This is a genomic window from Agrococcus sp. AC640b (assembly GCF_979255995.1).
Genome location: NZ_CEEDMM010000006.1, coordinates 77,487 through 93,636 on the forward strand (window position 1 = coordinate 77,487; position 16,150 = coordinate 93,636).

20 protein-coding genes are annotated in these 16,150 nt (G+C 72.9%); 9 read left to right on the forward strand and 11 right to left on the reverse strand.

Annotated features, from left to right (window positions below; all coding sequences use genetic code 11):
• Nucleotides 1-139 precede the first annotated feature (139 nt).
• Genes ACZ6H8_RS04095 through ACZ6H8_RS04110 form a run of 4 tightly spaced genes read left to right on the forward strand, consistent with a single transcriptional unit; the run spans nucleotide 140 to nucleotide 2,298 of the window.
• Entirely contained in the window at nucleotides 140-901 is a 762-nt protein-coding gene (locus ACZ6H8_RS04095) for a peptidoglycan recognition protein family protein (protein ID WP_464144627.1), read from the forward strand.
• Nucleotides 902-928: 27 nt separating this feature from the next.
• Entirely contained in the window at nucleotides 929-1,411 is a 483-nt protein-coding gene (locus ACZ6H8_RS04100) for a hypothetical protein (protein WP_464144629.1), read from the forward strand.
• On the forward strand, nucleotides 1,411-1,809 hold the full coding sequence (locus ACZ6H8_RS04105) for a hypothetical protein (RefSeq protein WP_464144631.1): 399 nt from the start codon (nucleotides 1,411-1,413) through the stop codon (nucleotides 1,807-1,809). The genes ACZ6H8_RS04100 and ACZ6H8_RS04105 overlap by 1 nt, the downstream gene beginning before the upstream one ends.
• A gap of 9 nt (nucleotides 1,810-1,818) precedes the next feature.
• Nucleotides 1,819-2,298, forward strand: coding sequence for a hypothetical protein (locus tag ACZ6H8_RS04110; RefSeq protein WP_464144632.1), 480 nt, complete (start codon nucleotides 1,819-1,821; stop codon nucleotides 2,296-2,298).
• An 89-nt stretch (nucleotides 2,299-2,387) separates the two neighbouring features.
• Here the strand turns inward: ACZ6H8_RS04110 and ACZ6H8_RS04115 are convergent, their stop codons facing one another.
• Entirely contained in the window at nucleotides 2,388-2,735 is a 348-nt protein-coding gene (locus ACZ6H8_RS04115) for a hypothetical protein (RefSeq protein WP_464144633.1), read from the reverse strand.
• Nucleotides 2,736-2,900: 165 nt separating this feature from the next.
• On the opposite strand from ACZ6H8_RS04115, the gene ACZ6H8_RS04120 reads away from it, so the two are divergent.
• The 3 genes from ACZ6H8_RS04120 to ACZ6H8_RS04130 are packed head-to-tail and all read left to right on the forward strand — an operon-like array spanning nucleotide 2,901 to nucleotide 4,187.
• The gene (locus tag ACZ6H8_RS04120; RefSeq protein WP_464144636.1) at nucleotides 2,901-3,293 is read left to right on the forward strand and encodes a TadE/TadG family type IV pilus assembly protein; all 393 of its coding nucleotides are present in this window, start codon (nucleotides 2,901-2,903) and stop codon (nucleotides 3,291-3,293) included.
• The gene (locus ACZ6H8_RS04125; RefSeq protein ID WP_464144638.1) at nucleotides 3,268-3,717 is read left to right on the forward strand and encodes a hypothetical protein; all 450 of its coding nucleotides are present in this window, start codon (nucleotides 3,268-3,270) and stop codon (nucleotides 3,715-3,717) included. Before ACZ6H8_RS04120 ends, ACZ6H8_RS04125 begins: the two co-directional genes overlap by 26 nt.
• Nucleotides 3,714-4,187, forward strand: coding sequence for a Tad domain-containing protein (locus ACZ6H8_RS04130; RefSeq protein WP_464144640.1), 474 nt, complete (start codon nucleotides 3,714-3,716; stop codon nucleotides 4,185-4,187). The genes ACZ6H8_RS04125 and ACZ6H8_RS04130 overlap by 4 nt, the downstream gene beginning before the upstream one ends.
• Nucleotides 4,188-4,219: 32 nt before the next feature.
• Here ACZ6H8_RS04130 and ACZ6H8_RS04135 read toward each other — a convergent pair whose 3' ends face one another.
• The 10 genes from ACZ6H8_RS04135 to mvk all read right to left on the reverse strand — a co-directional run bounded on the left by ACZ6H8_RS04135 (nucleotide 4,220) and on the right by mvk (nucleotide 13,370).
• Entirely contained in the window at nucleotides 4,220-4,531 is a 312-nt protein-coding gene (locus ACZ6H8_RS04135) for a hypothetical protein (RefSeq protein WP_464144643.1), read from the reverse strand.
• An 84-nt stretch (nucleotides 4,532-4,615) separates the two neighbouring features.
• Nucleotides 4,616-5,239: a hypothetical protein gene (locus ACZ6H8_RS04140; RefSeq protein ID WP_464144645.1), complete on the reverse strand. Its 624-nt coding sequence runs from the start codon at nucleotides 5,237-5,239 to the stop codon at nucleotides 4,616-4,618.
• 99 nt (nucleotides 5,240-5,338) lie between these two features.
• Nucleotides 5,339-6,556, reverse strand: a complete 1,218-nt coding sequence (locus ACZ6H8_RS04145) for an MFS transporter (RefSeq protein WP_464144647.1) — start codon at nucleotides 6,554-6,556, stop codon at nucleotides 5,339-5,341.
• Nucleotides 6,557-6,614: 58 nt separating this feature from the next.
• On the reverse strand, nucleotides 6,615-6,998 hold the full coding sequence (locus tag ACZ6H8_RS04150; protein WP_464144649.1) for a hypothetical protein: 384 nt from the start codon (nucleotides 6,996-6,998) through the stop codon (nucleotides 6,615-6,617).
• Nucleotides 6,999-7,112: 114 nt separating this feature from the next.
• Nucleotides 7,113-8,249, reverse strand: coding sequence for a hydroxymethylglutaryl-CoA synthase (locus ACZ6H8_RS04155; RefSeq protein ID WP_464144650.1), 1,137 nt, complete (start codon nucleotides 8,247-8,249; stop codon nucleotides 7,113-7,115).
• Nucleotides 8,246-9,295, reverse strand: a complete 1,050-nt coding sequence (locus ACZ6H8_RS04160) for a hydroxymethylglutaryl-CoA reductase (RefSeq protein ID WP_464144652.1) — start codon at nucleotides 9,293-9,295, stop codon at nucleotides 8,246-8,248. Before ACZ6H8_RS04160 ends, ACZ6H8_RS04155 begins: the two co-directional genes overlap by 4 nt.
• Nucleotides 9,292-10,371, reverse strand: a complete 1,080-nt coding sequence (fni, locus tag ACZ6H8_RS04165) for a type 2 isopentenyl-diphosphate Delta-isomerase (protein WP_464144654.1) — start codon at nucleotides 10,369-10,371, stop codon at nucleotides 9,292-9,294. The genes ACZ6H8_RS04160 and fni overlap by 4 nt, the downstream gene beginning before the upstream one ends.
• Nucleotides 10,364-11,446 (reverse strand): phosphomevalonate kinase, encoded by a 1,083-nt coding sequence (locus ACZ6H8_RS04170; RefSeq protein ID WP_464144655.1) that lies wholly within the window; start codon nucleotides 11,444-11,446, stop codon nucleotides 10,364-10,366. Before ACZ6H8_RS04170 ends, fni begins: the two co-directional genes overlap by 8 nt.
• On the reverse strand, nucleotides 11,443-12,423 hold the full coding sequence (gene mvaD, locus ACZ6H8_RS04175; protein ID WP_464144656.1) for a diphosphomevalonate decarboxylase: 981 nt from the start codon (nucleotides 12,421-12,423) through the stop codon (nucleotides 11,443-11,445). Before mvaD ends, ACZ6H8_RS04170 begins: the two co-directional genes overlap by 4 nt.
• On the reverse strand, nucleotides 12,420-13,370 hold the full coding sequence (gene mvk / locus ACZ6H8_RS04180) for a mevalonate kinase (RefSeq protein ID WP_464144657.1): 951 nt from the start codon (nucleotides 13,368-13,370) through the stop codon (nucleotides 12,420-12,422). The genes mvaD and mvk overlap by 4 nt, the downstream gene beginning before the upstream one ends.
• Before the next feature lie 214 nt (nucleotides 13,371-13,584).
• Here mvk and prfB point away from each other — a divergent pair, with 214 nt between their 5' ends.
• Nucleotides 13,585-14,706, forward strand: a complete 1,122-nt coding sequence (prfB, locus tag ACZ6H8_RS04185) for a peptide chain release factor 2 (protein WP_464144659.1) — start codon at nucleotides 13,585-13,587, stop codon at nucleotides 14,704-14,706.
• Nucleotides 14,703-16,118, forward strand: a complete 1,416-nt coding sequence (locus ACZ6H8_RS04190; RefSeq protein ID WP_464144661.1) for a 4-hydroxyphenylacetate 3-hydroxylase N-terminal domain-containing protein — start codon at nucleotides 14,703-14,705, stop codon at nucleotides 16,116-16,118. Before prfB ends, ACZ6H8_RS04190 begins: the two co-directional genes overlap by 4 nt.
• The last annotated feature ends 32 nt before the right edge of the window (nucleotides 16,119-16,150 follow it).

Consider the following 16,150-nt stretch of genomic DNA (forward strand, 5'->3'; position numbering starts at 1 on the left):
CAAAACCCTAGCCGTCCCATCCGGGGCGGCTCTCGTCGATCCATGGGGGAATCACGTGGCATCCAGCACACTCGCGACGCGGTCCGCGTCGTACGGCTCGGCGGTGAAGAAGGCGAACACGCGTCGGTCGAAGGTCGACATGTTCATCGTCCACCACGCCGCGACCCCGTCGATGGCGGGGCTGCTCGGCATCTTCGCCGCCGACGGAGGCCGCGGCACGTCGGCGAACTACGCGATCGGCCCGTTCGGAGAGATCGTCGCGGCCGTCCCTGAGTCGCTGCGCGCGTGGACGTCGGGCGGGAAGCGTGACGGCGCGGTCGTTGACGGCTCCGTCTACGACCACCGTGCGATCACCGTCGAGGTGTGCAACGCGCCGGGCGCGGGCGACGCGAACGGATGGCCGGTCACGGCCGAGGCGTTCGACGCACTCGCCCGCCTCATCGCGGACTGCGCGACCCGCCACGGCTTCCCCCTCGACCGCAACCACGTCGTGAACCACGGCGAACTGCTCACCCGCTTCAAGGCGTCGTACGCGACCGCCTGCCCCGGCGCGATGCGCAACCGCATGGACGAGCTCATCGAGCTCGCCCGCGCCCACCAGACCGGCGAGCAGAGGCCCGCCGCAACCATCACGGAGGACGACATGGCGAAGGCCAAGCTCTATCGGGACACGTCCAACGGCTACACGTTCGCGGCGTCGCCGTCGACGGGTGAGCTGTGGCACGTGCCCGACCCGAAGCTGCTCGGCAAGGGCGGCTACCTCGGACTGCTCGAGGTGCTCGAGGATCCCGAGACGATCACCGAGCTCTCGCACGACTCGGCCCAGGTGCTCGCGAAGTACACCTTCCAGGCGCACGACGACGACCACCGTCGGGGAGTCGTGGACTTCCTGAGCCGCTGACCCCTCGACCCTGAGAGGGGGTAGGCGATGCTTCGTCGTCTCATCACCCGCGTCTGGCGGGCAACCATCTGGCACCCGGATGCGATCCCGCACGACGCGGCGTACATCTACGTGTCGCCGATCAAGCGGGTGTTCCTGCCCGCGTACGACGTGATCGTGCTCTGGCTGGGCCTCGCTGGGCTCATGCAGGGTTTCCAGGCGGTGGGGGCGATCCTTCCCCATCCGGGCGCGACGGGGCTGTACGCGGCGCTCGCGGCCGCTGGCCTTGCATGCCTCGTCGCGTGCGCGTTCCCGAGGCTCTGGCGCGTCGAGGTCGCTGGCAAGGTGACGATCGTCGTGCTCCTCACCATGGTCGCCGTGTCGATGTTCATCGCCGGCGTCACCCTCCCGAACCACACGGGCGTGACGATCACCCCGCTCGTGGTCGGGCTGCTCATCCCGCCGCTCATCCGCCTGTGGACACTCGGGCGGGAGTACGGCAACCGTCGAGCGATGGCGGCCGATTCGTGATGGGCGAGTGGCTGCCGTGGGTGCTCGGCGGCGGCGGGCTCGCCGCGATCCTCAGCGCCGTGCTCGTCTACGCGGCGACCCGTCGGCGGAACACCGACCAGGCGCGGCGGGAGCGGGAGACCACGCTCGCCGAGCGCTTCGACGACGCGTCCGAGCTCGCGAAGTACATCAACGAGCGCGTCGAGGCGGAGGTCGAGCGACTCGTCGCTCCGATGCGCACCGAAATCGCGACGATGAAGGCCGAGTCGCACGAGATGAACGACGCCGTGCGAGCGCGCGAGACGCAGCTGTGGCTGTGGGACCAGCGCGGACGAGCGGGCGCTCTCCCGATGCTGCCGGATCCCATCCTCGAGCGCCTGGGCCTCGGCCATCTCGCTCCAACCACACCAGACCCGTAGGAGGTCAGCATGTCCATCCCAACGCAGGCGACCGGCGATCCGCCGATCGCCGTGAAGCCGCGCACGCCTGGCGAGGTCGCGAAGGCGCTCGTCTACACGGCGTTCGCAGTCGTGGCCGTGCTCGCCGCGGCCCTCGCCGACGACGTCGTCTCACCCGTCGAGCTCGTGAACGCCGGCATCGCCCTCGTCGGCGCGATCCCGGTGTACTGGCTCGCGGGCACGCTCGCGAAGACGGGCGCAGCGTTCGCGCTCGCGTTCCTGCAGGCTCTCGTGACGACGCTCGCGACGGTCGCGGGATTCGGTGACGTGACGCTCGGCACATGGCTCGGCATCATCGTGTCGGCCGGCGCAACGATCGGCGTCGTGCTCATCCCGAACGCGCCGCCTCCCGCGCCCGCAACGCGCACCGGCTCGACCTTCAACATCGCGACGCTGCCCGAGGGGACATCCTCAGAGGGCGTCGCTCGAGCTCTGCGCGACCTCGACTGACACACGCATGCAAGAGGGCCCCGGCCTCGCACCTCACGGTGCGGGAGCCGGGGCCCTTTTTCGCGTGCCGGGGCCACTACGTGGGGGAGTCAGCGACGGGATGCGTGGCGCGAAGGCATGGCGGCCTGCCGCGAGTCGCCGCGCTGCGCTGCGTCCGCCGCGGCGCCAGGTAGCGTCGTCTGCGGATGGACCCGAAGACGGTTGCCGATGCCGGGGTCGCCGTAGACGTCCTCGCCGGTCGCTTCCTGGTACATCGCCAGCACGCTCTCCGTCGCGAGCGGCAACGCGTCCCAGGAGCCCAGCACGCGCTCCTCGCCGTCGACGTCGCGCAGCGCGACGTAGTAGTCGACTCCGTCGACCGTGCGCAGGACCACTCGGCCGATGGTGATGCGGGAGAGCGGCGTGAAGACGCGCCACTCGACGGCGAAATAGGACATGGCGGCGAGCGTACGCACAGCCACCGACCTAGCGGGTGATGCGGTGGGGGGTTCGCGCATAGTCATGCTCATGACGGCCGGGCTCGTGATCATCATCTGGGGCGTGGCGGGACCCGCCCTGACGGAGGTGTTCCAGCAGGCGATGGAGCGGGTGACGGGCTTCTGATGGGCCAGGCGAGGGATCTGCGCGACGATCGCGGCGCCGCCGTCGCGGAGTTCGCGATGGTCGCAGGACTGCTGACGCTGATCGTGCTGACGATCATGCAGCTCACCCTCGGCCTGCACGTGCGGAACGTGCTGCAGGATGCCGCTGCCGAGGGCGCGAGGTACGGCGCGCTCGCCGGCTCGTCGCCCGACGCAGGCATCGAGCGCGCGCAGACGCTCATCGAGGTGGCGATCGGACCCGACTTCGCGCAGGCGGTGACGGCGGCGACGGCGACGGTCGCCGGCCACCCGGCGCTGCAGCTGACCGTGCGGGCGCCGCTGCCGGTGCTGGGGCTCGTGGGGCCTGCCATGTTGGAGGTGCGCGGCAATGCGGCGCTCGAGACGCTCGGCTGACCTCGCACGCGACGAGGGCTCGGCGTCGATCGAGCTGCTCACGGTGGGCATGCTGCTGACGGTGCCGCTCGTGTACCTCGTGCTCGCGATGTCGCAGCTGCAGGCGGCGACGCTCGCGACGGAGGGCGCCGCGAGGCAGGCGGCGCGTGTGCTCGCGGCGGCCGACGACCACGGCGCGGGGCTCGCCGCTGCCGATGCGGCAATCGCCGTCGCCCTCGCAGACCTCGGACTCGCGCCCTCGGCGATCGACGTGTCGTGCACGCCGAACCCGGCCGACTGCACGCAGCGGGGCGGCACGGTCGTCGTCGCCGTGGAGGTGATCGTGCCGTTGCCGCTCGCGCCGCCGGTGCTCGACCTCGACGTGGGCCTGTCGGCCCCGATCGCGGCGTCGGCTGCGCAGCCCGTGTCGGAGCTGCGGCCGTGACGGCGGCGGTGCGCGCCGGGCACGTGCGACGGGGCAGGTCGCTGGCACGCGACGACGACGGGTCGACGCTGCTGCTCACGATCGCCTACGGCGCCCTGGCGCTCGCGCTCATCGTGGTCGTCGTGGCGGCGACGGCGCTGCTCGTCGAACGGCGGCGGCTCTTCACGCTCGCCGACGGTGCCGCGCTGCACGCGGCGGAGGCGTTCGCGCTCGAGCAGGTCGCGTTCGACGGGGAGCGCGCCTCGCCGCAGCTCGCGGACGCCGCCGTGGAGGAGGCCGCCGCCGTGTGGCTCGTGAGCGCCCCGACCGAGCTCGACGACGTCGCGCTCGTCGCGGCACGCTCGCTCGACGCGCAGACGGCCGAGGTCACGGTCGCCGCCGCCTGGAGGCCGCCGATCGTGTCGCTGCTGCTGCCCGACGGCATCCGGCTCGACGTGACCGTGACGGCGAGATCGGTGCTCGTCGGGTGAGCCGCACGCGGCCGCTCAGCGCTGCACGGCGCCTAGGAGGCGAGCGGTGCCATCGGGTCGGCGCCCAGGCGCACGACCTTCGGCTGCGCGTCGTCGTGCGCGACGACGGCGTCGAGCGTCGCGCCCCTGCGCAGGCGCAGGACGGTGAGCACGGCGAGGATCGTCGAGGCGACCACGAGGGCGGGAGCGGTCATGACGACCGCGCGCCACGCGTCGAGCCCGATCGCCGACGACGTGTCGGCGGTGAAGGCGAGGAACAGGCTGCCGGCAGTGACCGCCACGAGCACGACGCACGTGAGCACGGCCATCGCCCACAGCGCGTCGAGCAGGCTCCGTCTTCCCATGCCGCTCAGCATGACGGCTGTGAGCATCCCTCGGGAAACCCTTGACGACGGGGCGAGGACGTGCTGCGAGCAGGAAGACGCCCATCAGGCGAGGGCGATGAACGACGTGCGATCGCGGGTGGTGATCGCGATGACCCCCTGCTCGAGCCCCTCCTCGGGCGCGAGCATGTACTCGCGGAACTCGTACTGCACGCCCGCGACCATGTCGGTCATCGGATTCGCGTCGCCCGCCGACACGGCCTCCGAGAAGAACACGTCGCCGTTCGGCGCCACGTACGACGCGAACACGTCGCGCGAATGCTGGCCCTCGGCGGTCGTCTCCGCCTGCACCGTCACCGCGACCCACCGCCACCCCTCGGGCGCGGGGCCCGAGGATGCAGCAGCCTCGGCCTCCAGATCCGCGGTGAAGACGGCGACCGACCAGTCGCCGCCCGTGAGATCCGCGCCGGGCGGGTAGGGATTGCCAGCCGAGCCGATGTCGCCGCCCGGCGTGATCGGCCCGCCGATGCTCTCGTCGGGAGACGGCACCTCCACAGGGCCCTCCGACTCGACGGGGTCCGTCTCGAAGGGCTCGACCGGGTCGGCGGAGGTGGTGTCGGACGGCTCGAGCACGGGATCCGCCTGCGGCAGCACCGGCGGCGGCGTGAGCACGCACCCCGTGAGCGTCAGGATGGCGACGGCCGGGACGATCAGCAGGGTGCGGCGCATGCGTCGAGCATGCTCGCCCATGCTGGACGCGCCGGGCACGCCCACGGCACGCCCCCTGGGCATCTCGTGACGATCCCGCGGAGCGCGAGCCCGGTCTGCTCAGCGCTGCGAGCGCGGCAGCGTGCGCACGAGCACGACGACGCCCACGAGGCACGTGCCCACGAGCGCCGCGCCCGCCGTGACGATCGACGCCGCCTGGATGAGCGCGGCGATGCCGAGCGGGGCCGTCGCAGCCCCCAGGTTCGTCGTGAGTCGCCACGCCCCGAGGAACGGCGCCGGGTTCGCGCGGTCGGCGAGGTCGGCGCCGAGGGTCATGAGGATGCCAGACGACATGCCGTTGGCGACCGCGAGCAGGCCGGCGCCCACGACGAGCCCGACGAACGCGGCGCCACCGTCGTGGGTGGCGGCGAGCGTGGTGAAGCCCGCCGCCATGAGGATGAGCGACGGCACCACCGCCCACAGCCGCCCGAAGCGATCCATCACGAGCCCGGAGACGAAGAACAGCAGGAAGTCGACGGCCCCCGCGAGCCCCACGATGAGGCCCGTCGAAGCAGCATCGACCCCGATCGACACCGCCCACAGCGGCACGATGACGTCGCGGCCCTTGCGGGCGAGCGCGAGCATCGCCGCCCCCGCGCCGACGGTGCCGAGCGTCTTCGCGTACCGGCGCAGCGTGTCGCCGAGCCGTACGGTCTCGCGCTCGACGACCTCCGCACCCTCGTGGCCCTTGCCCGACTCGAACGTCGACTGCGGATCGGGCAGGAACAGCAGCACGACGACGGCGGCGAGGCAGCCGCCGACGAACATCCACACCGTCGACTGCACGGGGGCGCCGAGCGCGATGACGCCCGACGCGAGCAGCGGACCGATGAAGAGCCCCAGTCGGAACGTGCCGCCGAGCGCCGACAGCGCACGCGCCCGGTATCGGTACGGCACGTACGTCGTCATGAACGCGTGCCTGGCGAGGGCGAAGATCGCCGTGGCGACGCCCGTGACGAGGATCGCGAGCCCCAGCATCCACGGCTCGGTCGCGAACCACGCGAGCGACAGCGCCAGGATCGTCGCGAGCCCCGCGTAGATCATCACGGCGCGTTCGCCGAGGCGAGCCACGAGGAACCCGCCTGGCACGCTGCCCGCGAGCTCGCCGACCGTCATCATCGCCGCGACGAGGCCTGCGACGGCGAGGCTCGCCCCGAGGTCGCCCGCGATGACGGGGATGTAGGGGATGATCGCGCCCTCGCCGATCGCGAAGAGCACCGTCGGCAGGTACGCGGCGACGGCGACCTTCTTGAAGGGGAAGCGCTCCGCGTCGCTCACGGCGCCGCGCCCTCGAGCGACGCGGCCAGCCGGATCCGGTGGCCGGACGCCGCCACCGTCAGCCGACGGCGGGGGAGAGCAGGATCACGAGCCCCACGAGCGCCATGCCCACGAGGTTCGAGCAGATGCCGATGCGGATGGAGTGCTTCTTCTGCGTGTAGGCCTGGTCGACCGTGTACGCCATGACGGGGCAGCCCGCCCACATGAGCAGCCCGAGGCCAGCGGTCGCGACGAGCGTGCCGATCCAGAAGACGAGCTCGACGGAGCCCGTCAGGTCGGCAGGTCGCCAGCCGGCGGCGACGAGCGGGCCGAGGCCGATCACGGGGGCGAGCACGCCCGCCGCCGTCCAGATGGTGCCCGTGCGCATGATGCGCTGCACCTCGATGGGCACCGAGTCGACCGTCTCGACGGTCCGGCTCTGCTGCGCGACCTGATCGCTCATGGGTTGCACCTCGGAGGAGAAGAAGAACTTGCAGTGACTGCATGATCCTACTCCCGCATGCTCCGCGCCCCACGCCGCGTTCGCCGGAGGCGATCCCGCCTCCCGCGGCGCCGATCAGACCCGCTCGTAGCGCCGCGCGCCGCCGACGACGCCCGACATGCGGAAGGGGCCCGTCGTGACGCGCGGCAGCTCGCGGTCCTCGCTCGAGGCCGAGTGCTCGGCGTGCAGGCGCTCGTACGCGGCGACGTCGACGGGCACGCGCTCGTCGAGCGCGCGGCGCACACCCGCGTCGTGCACGCCGGCGCCGCTCGTGACGACGCCCGTCATCCACTCGCCGACGGACCCCGACCCGTAGGAGAAGAGCCCGACGCCCTCGCCGGAGCGGTCGCCCGACTCGAGGAGCCCTGCGAGCGCGCCAGGCAGCGACGCGCTGTACGCGTTGCCGAGCCGTGCGCCCACCTCGATCGCGCCCGCCTCGAGCGGTGCGAGCTCGACGCCGGTCGTCTCGGCCAGGCGCGCGTGCGCCTTGCGGGCCATGCCCGTGAAGGGCTGGTGGTAGAGCAGATGCTGCAGCTCGGCGAGCGGTCGGCCGCCGCGCGCGACGAGGTCGTGCCAGGCGCCCGTGAGCGAGTCGAGATACGCCGTCGTCGACAGCCGGCCGTCGACGATCGCCGTCGTGCGGTCGTTCGGACGCCAGAAGTCGTCGACGTCGACGGTGTGCAGGCCGCTGACGGCGTCGAGCTCGACGAGCCGAGGGCTCGCCGAGACGAGCATCGCGACGGCGCCGGCACCCTGCGTCGGCTCGGCAGCGGATGCGACGTCGTACCTGGCGACGTCGGTCGCGATGACGAGCGCGAGGTCGTCGGGCCTGCGTGCCACCTGGTCGGCGGCGAGCTGCACGCCCGCGATGCCGCCGTAGCAGGCCTGCTTCAGCTCGACGACCCTCGTCGTCGAGGGCAGGTCGAGCAGGCGGTGCACGAACACGCCCGCGGCCTTCGACTGGTCGACGCCCGACTCCGTCGCCACGAGCACCGTGCGGATGCGGCTCGCATCGACGCGCGCGACGATGGGGGCCGCCGCCGCAGCAGCCATCGTGACGATGTCCTCGTCGGGGGCGAGCACGCTCATCGCGAGCTGCCCGAGCCCGACCGACAGCTTCGCCGGGTCGATGCCCCGCGCCTGCGCGAGCAGCGACAGGTCGAGCACGTGGTGCCCCGTCGCGATGTGGATGTCGTCGATGCCGACGCTCATGCCGTCCTCCGCTCTCCGCGCTCCAGCACACGATGCGTGGCCATGAGCTCTCCCGGGTTGGTCTGCGCCGCCAGCAGCGACAGCTCGCCGCACAGCACCGTCGCGCCGATGAGCGCTGCGAGGCGGCGCGCGTCGGCGCCCGGCTCGCCGCCGGAGCGGCAGCCGAGGCGCGTCAGCGCGTCCTCGACGACCGGCAGGCCGCCGCCCTTGCCGTTGCCGACGGTGCCGACGATGAGGTTCGGCATCGTGCACGAGAAGTACACGCCCGTCTCGCGTGCCTCGACGTACGTGATGCCCTGCGAGCCCTCGACGATGTTCGCCGCATCCTGCCCCGTCGCGAGGTAGAAGCCCAGCAGCATGTTCGCGTAGTGCGCGTTCGCCGAGCGCAGCGCACCCGCGATCGTCGAGCCGACGAGGTTCTTGCCCGTGTTGAGCGCCTCGAGGCGCTGCGGCGTCGTGCGCAGGCCGTCGACGACGAGCTGCGTGGGGATGAGGATGTCGGCGACGACGGAGCGGCCGCGGCCGAGGAGGCCGTTGACGGCGGTGGCCTTCTTGTCGGAGCACCAGTTGCCGGAGATCGAGCCGTAGTCGAGCTCGGGGGCGAAGGCGAGGATCGCGTCGATGAGCGACTCCGCGGCGGCCGTGGCCATGTTGTGCCCGGAGGCGTCGCCGGTCGAGAACGCGAAGCGCACGAACAGGAGGCTGCCGACGACCTCGGTGTGGATGTCGAGCAGCCTCGCGAAGCGGCTCTGCGCCTCGACGACCATGCGGAGGTCGTCGATCCGGCCGACGATCGTGCGCCCTGCGGCGACGGCCGTCGCGGCGTCGTCGGCGCGCAGCAGGATCGACCGCGTCATGCGCTCGTCGACGACGGTGACGCGGATGCCGCCCTCCACCTGCCGCGAGATGCGCGCGCCCCGGCCCACCGACGGCCACAGCGGCGACTCGTACGTCGCGAGCGGCACCGACACCTCGCCCGTGACGGCGTCGCCCGAGACGCGGATGGGCCCGACCCACGAGGTCGGGATGGGGGTGAACTCCGTCATGCGGTGCCTCCGTCGGCAGCTGGCAGGGCGCGTCGTCGTGCGAGCGTCGCCACGTCGATGCCACGCAGCTCGGCGAGCTCGCGCAGCCTGCCGCGCACGAGCACGTCGGCGTGCACGGCATCTGCGGGTGATTCGGCGCCCACGAGCCCAAGGATGGCACGCACGTGGCCGAGCCACCGGTGCATCTCGGCGACGAGGGCCTCCTCGCCGCCCTCGACCGCGACGGCGAGGAATCGGCTCGCGACGCCCACGGCGCGTGCGCCGAGCGCGAGCGCGCGCACGACGTCGAGCGGGTGCCGCACGCCGCCGGAGGCCAGCAGCGGCAGCCCGGCGTGCGCGGCGTCGAGGAGGCACGCGGGCGTCGACAGACCCCATCCTGCGAGGTAGGCGTAGTCGCGTCCGTCGCGGCGGTCGTTCTCGACCTGCACGAAGTCGGTGCCGCCTGCGCCGCCGACGTCGGCGACCGCGACGCCCAGGTCGGCGAGCCTCGCGACGGTGCGCCCGGAGAGCCCCGCACCGACCTCCTTGACGACGACGGGCACGTCGACGGCCTCGCAGATCGCGGCGATCGATGCAGCCCACGTGTCGAAGCGCGTCGAGCCCTCCGGCATGACGAGCTCCTGCGCGGCGTTGAGATGCACCTGCAGCGCGTCGGCCTCGAGCAGCTCGACGGCGCGTCTGGCGTCGTCGGCGGAGCGGTCGGCGCCGACGTTCGCCATGACGAAGCCGTGCGGATGCTCGTCGCGCAGCACGCGGAACCACGGTGCGCGCGACGGGTCGTCGAGCGCGATCGACACCGATCCGGAGGCGATGGGCAGGTCGGCCTCGCGTGCGGCGATCGCGAGCGTGCGGTTCACCTCGCCCGTGCGGGCCGTGCCGCCGGTCATGCCGTTGACGTAGATGGGCGCAGGCCATGCCATGGGGCCGACGCGCACCTGCAGGCGCACGCGCGACGGGTCGATGCCGTCGAGCGCGTGATGCACGAGCTCGACGTCGTCGAGGTCGTTCGGCCTGCCTCGGCGCTCGCGCTCGTGCTCGAGCGCGATGCGCAGATGCTCGTCCTTGCGCTCACCCATCGACGTCGCTCCGCGGCGGCGTGACCGAGATCGTGAGGTGCCGCACGTCATCGGCTTCCCACGCGCGGTGCATCGCCTGCACGTCGGCGTCCGAGGGCGCGAGCGCGATGCCGCAGTCGCCGCCGCCCGCGCCGGACGGCTTCGCCGCGGCGCCTGCGCGCTCGGCGGCGTCGCACAGCGCGGCGAGGCGGTCGGTCTCGATGTCGATGCCCGCGGCGCAGCCGAGCTCGCGCAGCAGGCTGCGGCAGGCGCGGATCGCGTCCATCGCGGCGGGTGCGTCGTCGCGCTGGAGCGCGGTCGTGAGCATGCTCACCTGGTCGAGGCTCGCGACGAGGAAGTCGCGGTGCACCTGCGCACCCGTGTCTCGCATGTGCAGCACGCGATCCACGAGCCGCTCGGTCGAGGCTGGCGCACCCGTCCATCCCACGAGCAGCCGCATGGAGGCAGGCGGGTCGATGCGCGTGACGCTCAGGCCCTCCCACGGCTCGGCGATCAGCTCGGCGACCGACGCGTCGCGCATGCGGCGCACGAGCGCGGCGCGGTCGGGGGAGGAGTAGCCGATCCACCCGCCGAACGTCGACGCGGCGAGGTCGCCGCCGGATGCCGTGGGCACGACGGCGATCGTCGCGAGCATCGCGAGGCGGAAGCGCTCCATCGCCGTGAGGCGCATGTCGTAGAACTCGTCGAGCGCCGCGACGGTCGCGACCGTGACGGCTGCAGACGAGCCGAGCCCGAACTTGCGACCGCCTCGGTCGTCGAGCTCGCTCGAGATGCGCAGGTCGAAGAAGGAGTCGCGGCGCCCGAGCTCGGCGCGCAGCCGGTCGACGAGCGTGATGGTCGACAGCACGTAGTCGTACGGCGTCTTGCGATCGATGCGCACGCCCGTCGCGTCGCGCGTCCAGGTGACGGGCAGCTGGCCGTACGCCTCCGAGTGCACCTGGCCGAACGCGTCGGACTGGTCGACGGAGACCGTGAGGAACCGATCGACGGCGACGAGCACCGACGGCTGGCCAGGCTCGACCACGGCGTACTCGCCTGCGATGAAGAGCTTGCCGGGTGCGCGCGTCGTGATCACGCGGGGGCCTCGACGAGGTGCGCGCCCGGGCCAGGGCGCGCCACGACGGTGGAGGCGACGTCGGAGAGCCGTTCGGCGATGCGCTCGGCGTCGCCCGGCGCGCACAGCACGACGACGTTCGGGCCGGCGTCGATCGTCGAGTACGCGAGGGTGCCCTCGGCGCGCAGCGCCTCGACGCGGTCGAGCACGGCGAGGCTCGCGCCCGTGAGGTAGCGGATGGGCGGGTCGCACGACTGGATGAGCGCGTGCATGCGCAGCGCGTTGGTCTCGGCGATGCGGCCGACGAGGTCGAGGTCGCCGCCTGCGCACGCGTCGACCATGCGCTCGAGCGTCGCGGTCGTGTCGCGCACCCATGCGTCGTAGAAGGGCGACGTCTCGGCGGTCCGCACCATGGCGGCGCGGCTCGAGATGGGCTTCTCGCGCTCCTCGACCGTCGCGATGACCATGGCCATGTCGGGGGCGTCGGTCGGCTCGGCGAACGACGTCGCGTCGTCGTGTCCCGCGTGCCACACGGCGACGCCGGGCACGATGGAGCGCGATGCGGATCCCGAGCCGCGCCTGGCCAGGCGCGACAGGTCGCGCGGCGACAGCTCGAGACCGTATGCGGCCGACGCGGCGACGGCGAGCGCTGCGAACCCGGAGGCGGAGGATGCGAGCCCCGCTCCGGTGGGCACGGCGTTCGTCGTCACGACTCGCGCGCGGCTCGTGGAGCCTGCGAGCTCGCGCACGAGGTCGAGGAACCGGACGACGCGGTCGAGCGCCGTGCCGGAGAGCTCCTCGCCGTCGAGCTCGAGCGAGTCGGCGCCCTGCTCGTCGTCGACCGTGACGGTCGTGGAGGTGGGGAAGACGTCGAGGGTCATCGACAGGCTGCCGGTCGCGGGCAGCGACATCGCGGCGTCGCGCTTGCCCCAGTACTTCACGAGCGCGATGTTCGGGTGCGCGACCGCCGTCGCCTGCCTGCCGGCCACCTGCGTCATGTCGTCTCCACCGTCGCGGTCCACGTCGCTCGCGCACCGGCGGCGCGCAGCGCGGCCGCGATGGCTGGGGCGTCGTGCGCGGTGCGGGCGAGCGCGAGCACGCACCCTCCACCGCCGCCACCGGTGAGCTTCGCACCGGCGGAGCCCGCCTCCATCGCGGCCTCGACGAGGGTATCGAGGTGGGGCGTGCTCACGCCCAGGCCCTGCAGCTGCGCGTGGGCCGTCGACATCGCGTGGCCGAGCACGTCGACGTCGCCGCGCTCGAGCGCATCGGCGAAGTCGTGCACGACCTGCGTGAGGGTCGCGACCGTCTGCTCGACGTGGCCGGGCCGTGTGCGCCGCAGGTGCTGCACGTGCGCGACCATCTCGCGCGTGGAGCCGCGGGATCCGGAGTCGGCGACGACGATCGTGACGGGGGCGCCCACGGGCAGCGGCCTCGACGTGCCCGACTGGAACCAGATGGGGCCGGCGGCGACGACCGTGCGGGCGTCGAGGCCCGATGGCGTGCCGTGGGCGACCTGCTCGGCCTGGTGCACGAGCGCGTGCAGCGTGGGCTCGTCGAGCTCGACGTCGGCGCAGCGGGCGATGGCGCGCACGATCGCCGCCGCCGTCGCCGCGCTCGAGCCGAGGCCTGCCGACAGCGGCACCTCGTTGCGCACCTCGACGTCGAGCGGCGCGGCGTGCACGTGCTCCATGGCGAGGCGCACGGCGGCGACGGTCGGGGCGAGGCCGTCGGGTGCCCCCTCGAGCGATCCGGTGTAGTCGTCGGTCGTGAGCGTCGACTCGTCGCCGCGCGCGAGGGCGGCGGTCGCCGTGATGGTGAGCGCGTCGAGGGGCGTGGCGATCGCGGGTGCGCCGTGCACGACGGAGTGCTCGCCGACGAGGATCGCCTTCGCGTGCGCCGTGGCCGTCGCGGTGTCGCGCACGCCGCTCGAGACGTGCGTCATGCGATGCCGCCAACGACCGACGCGCCCGGCGTGCTCCGTCTGGCGGGCACGCGGGCGACGGAGTCGCGGATGAGGAGGTCCATGCGAGTCGAATCGTAGCGCGCGGTCCATTGCCCGAGGCATGTGCTTGCGCGGTGGAGCGCGCACGGTGCATGCAGGCGGCGCCTGCGACGGGATGCCGCGGGCCGCAGCGCGGCAAGTAGGCTGGACGATCATGGCCGACCTCGACATCGCCGGCGAGATCGCCGACCTCCGCTCCACGTACTCCGACATCGCCGTCGTCGCCGACGTGCCGCGCCTCGAGCGCGAGATCGCCGAGCTCAGCGAGCAGGCGGGCGCACCCGACATCTGGGACGACCCCGCGAAGGCGCAGCAGGTCACGACCGCGCTCAGCCACCGGCAGTCGCGCGTCAAGCGCCTCGCCGAGGTCGCGGACCGCATCGACGACCTCGAGGTGCTCGTGCAGCTCGCCAACGAGGAGGACGACGAGGACTCCCGCGCCGAGGCGCGCAAGGAGCTCGCCGGCCTGCGGCGCACGGTCTCCGAGATGGAGGTGCTCACGCTGCTCGACGGCGAGTTCGACGAGCTGCCCGCCGTCGTCACGATCCGTGCCGGCGCCGGCGGCGTCGACGCATCCGACTTCGCCGAGATGCTCCTGCGCATGTACCTGCGCTACGCGGAGCAGCACGGCATGAGCGTGCGCGTCTACGACACGTCGTACGCGGAGGAGGCGGGCATCAAGTCGGCCTCGTTCGAGGTCGACGCGCCATACGCGTTCGGCAACCTCTCCGTCGAGGCCGGCACGCACCGGCTCGTGCGCATGAGCCCGTTCGGCCAGGCGGGCAAGCGGCAGACGTCGTTCGCGGCCGTCGAGGTCGTGCCGCTGTTCGACCAGGTCGACGAGGTGGAGGTGCCCGAGGGCGACATCCGCGTCGACGTGTTCCGCTCCTCCGGTCCCGGTGGCCAGTCGGTCAACACGACCGACTCCGCCGTGCGCATCACGCACCTGCCCACCGGCCTCGTCGTGTCGATGCAGAACGAGAAGTCGCAGATCCAGAACCGCGCCGCCGCGATGCGCGTGCTGCAGTCGCGCCTCATGCTGCTGCAGCGCGAGGAGGAGGCGGCACGCAAGAAGGAGCTCGCAGGCACCATCACGGCGTCGTGGGGCGACCAGATGCGCTCCTACGTGCTCGCGCCGTACCAGATGGTCAAGGACCTCCGCACCGAGCACGAGGTCGGCAACCCGTCCGCGGTGTTCGACGGGGACCTCGACGGCTTCATCGCCGCGGGCATCCGCTGGCGCAAGCAGCAGCAGCAGGAGCGGGCCGACTCGTGACCGGCGGGCCGCAGACCGGCGCCGAGTACCTCGCGGGACTCGGCGACGGCCGTGCGGTCTGGCTCGACGGCGAGCGCGTCGACGACGTCGCGACGCATCCCGCCCTCGCGGGCACCGCCGCGACGATCGCGTCGCTCTACGACGCCATGCACGGCGACGACGCGGACGCGTTGCGCACGACGACGCCCGACGGCGTCGTCACGCACGCCTTCTACGCGATCCCGCGCTCGCAGGCCGACCTGCGCGCGCAGCGCGAGGCGATCCGGGCCTGGCAGCGCACGACGCACGGATGGCTCGGCCGCACGCCCGAGACGCTCGCGTCGGTGCTCACGTCGATGGCGGCGCACGCGTCGTTCTACGGCGACCGCGCAGGCGCGGTGCGCGCGACGCTCGAGCGCGACCAGCGCGCCGTGACCCACTACGCCCAGGCGCTCGTCAACCCGCCCGTCGATCGCGACCTGCCGCCCGACGAGGTGGGCGACGTCTTCCTGCACGTCGCACGCGAGACGTCCGACGGGCTCGTGCTGCGCGGCGCGAAGGCCGTCGTGACCGGCGCGGCGACGGCGCAGCGGCTGCTCGTGTCGCACTTCGGCGGCGAGGTGACGACCGACGGCTTCGCCATCGCATGCACCGTGCCCGTCGGCGCGCCCGGGCTGCGGCTCTACGCACGCGGCATCCCGGCGCGTGCCGACCAGCCGCTCGCGACCCGCTACGCCGAGCACGACGCGCTCGTGGTCTTCGACGACGTGCTCGTGCCGTGGCACGACGTGCTCATCCGCGACGCGGAGACGATGCTCGGCCACAACCGCGGCGCCGTCGGCTGGAACGCGCGGCTCGCGTTCCAGTCCGCGACGCGGCTCGAGGCGAAGCTCGAGTGGATCGCGGGCCTCGCGGTGCGCGCGAGCGAGATCATGGGCACGTCGTCGATCCGCGGCGTGCAGGCGGCGCTCGGCGAGACGATCGCGTTCCGGCACGTCGTCGCAGGCATGCGCGACGCGATGATCGAGCAGGCGACGCCCGTCGGCGACGACGACGCGGCGCGCGGCCGAGCGTGGGGTCCTGGCGTCGAGCCGGCGCTCGCGTTCTCCGCCTACGCCCCAGACGCCTACAGCCGCATGCGCGTGACGCTCGAGACCGCTGTCGCGTCGGGGCTCGCGCACCTGCCGATCCCCGCGGACGCGCTCGCGCACCACGCCGACCTCGCACCGCTGCTGCGTGGCTCGGGCGGTGCGGACGCCGCGGAGCGCCTCGAGGTCATGGGTGCGCTGTGGGACGCGATCGGCACGGGCTTCGGCGCCCGCCACGAGCTGTACGAGCGCAGCCACTGGGGCCAGCCGGAGCGCACGAACGTCGGGATCCTCGGTCTCGCGCAGGCCACGGGCCGCGTCGCGCAGTGGCGCGGGCGCGGCTGACGCCCCCGCGGCGCATGCCGCATCGCGCGCCG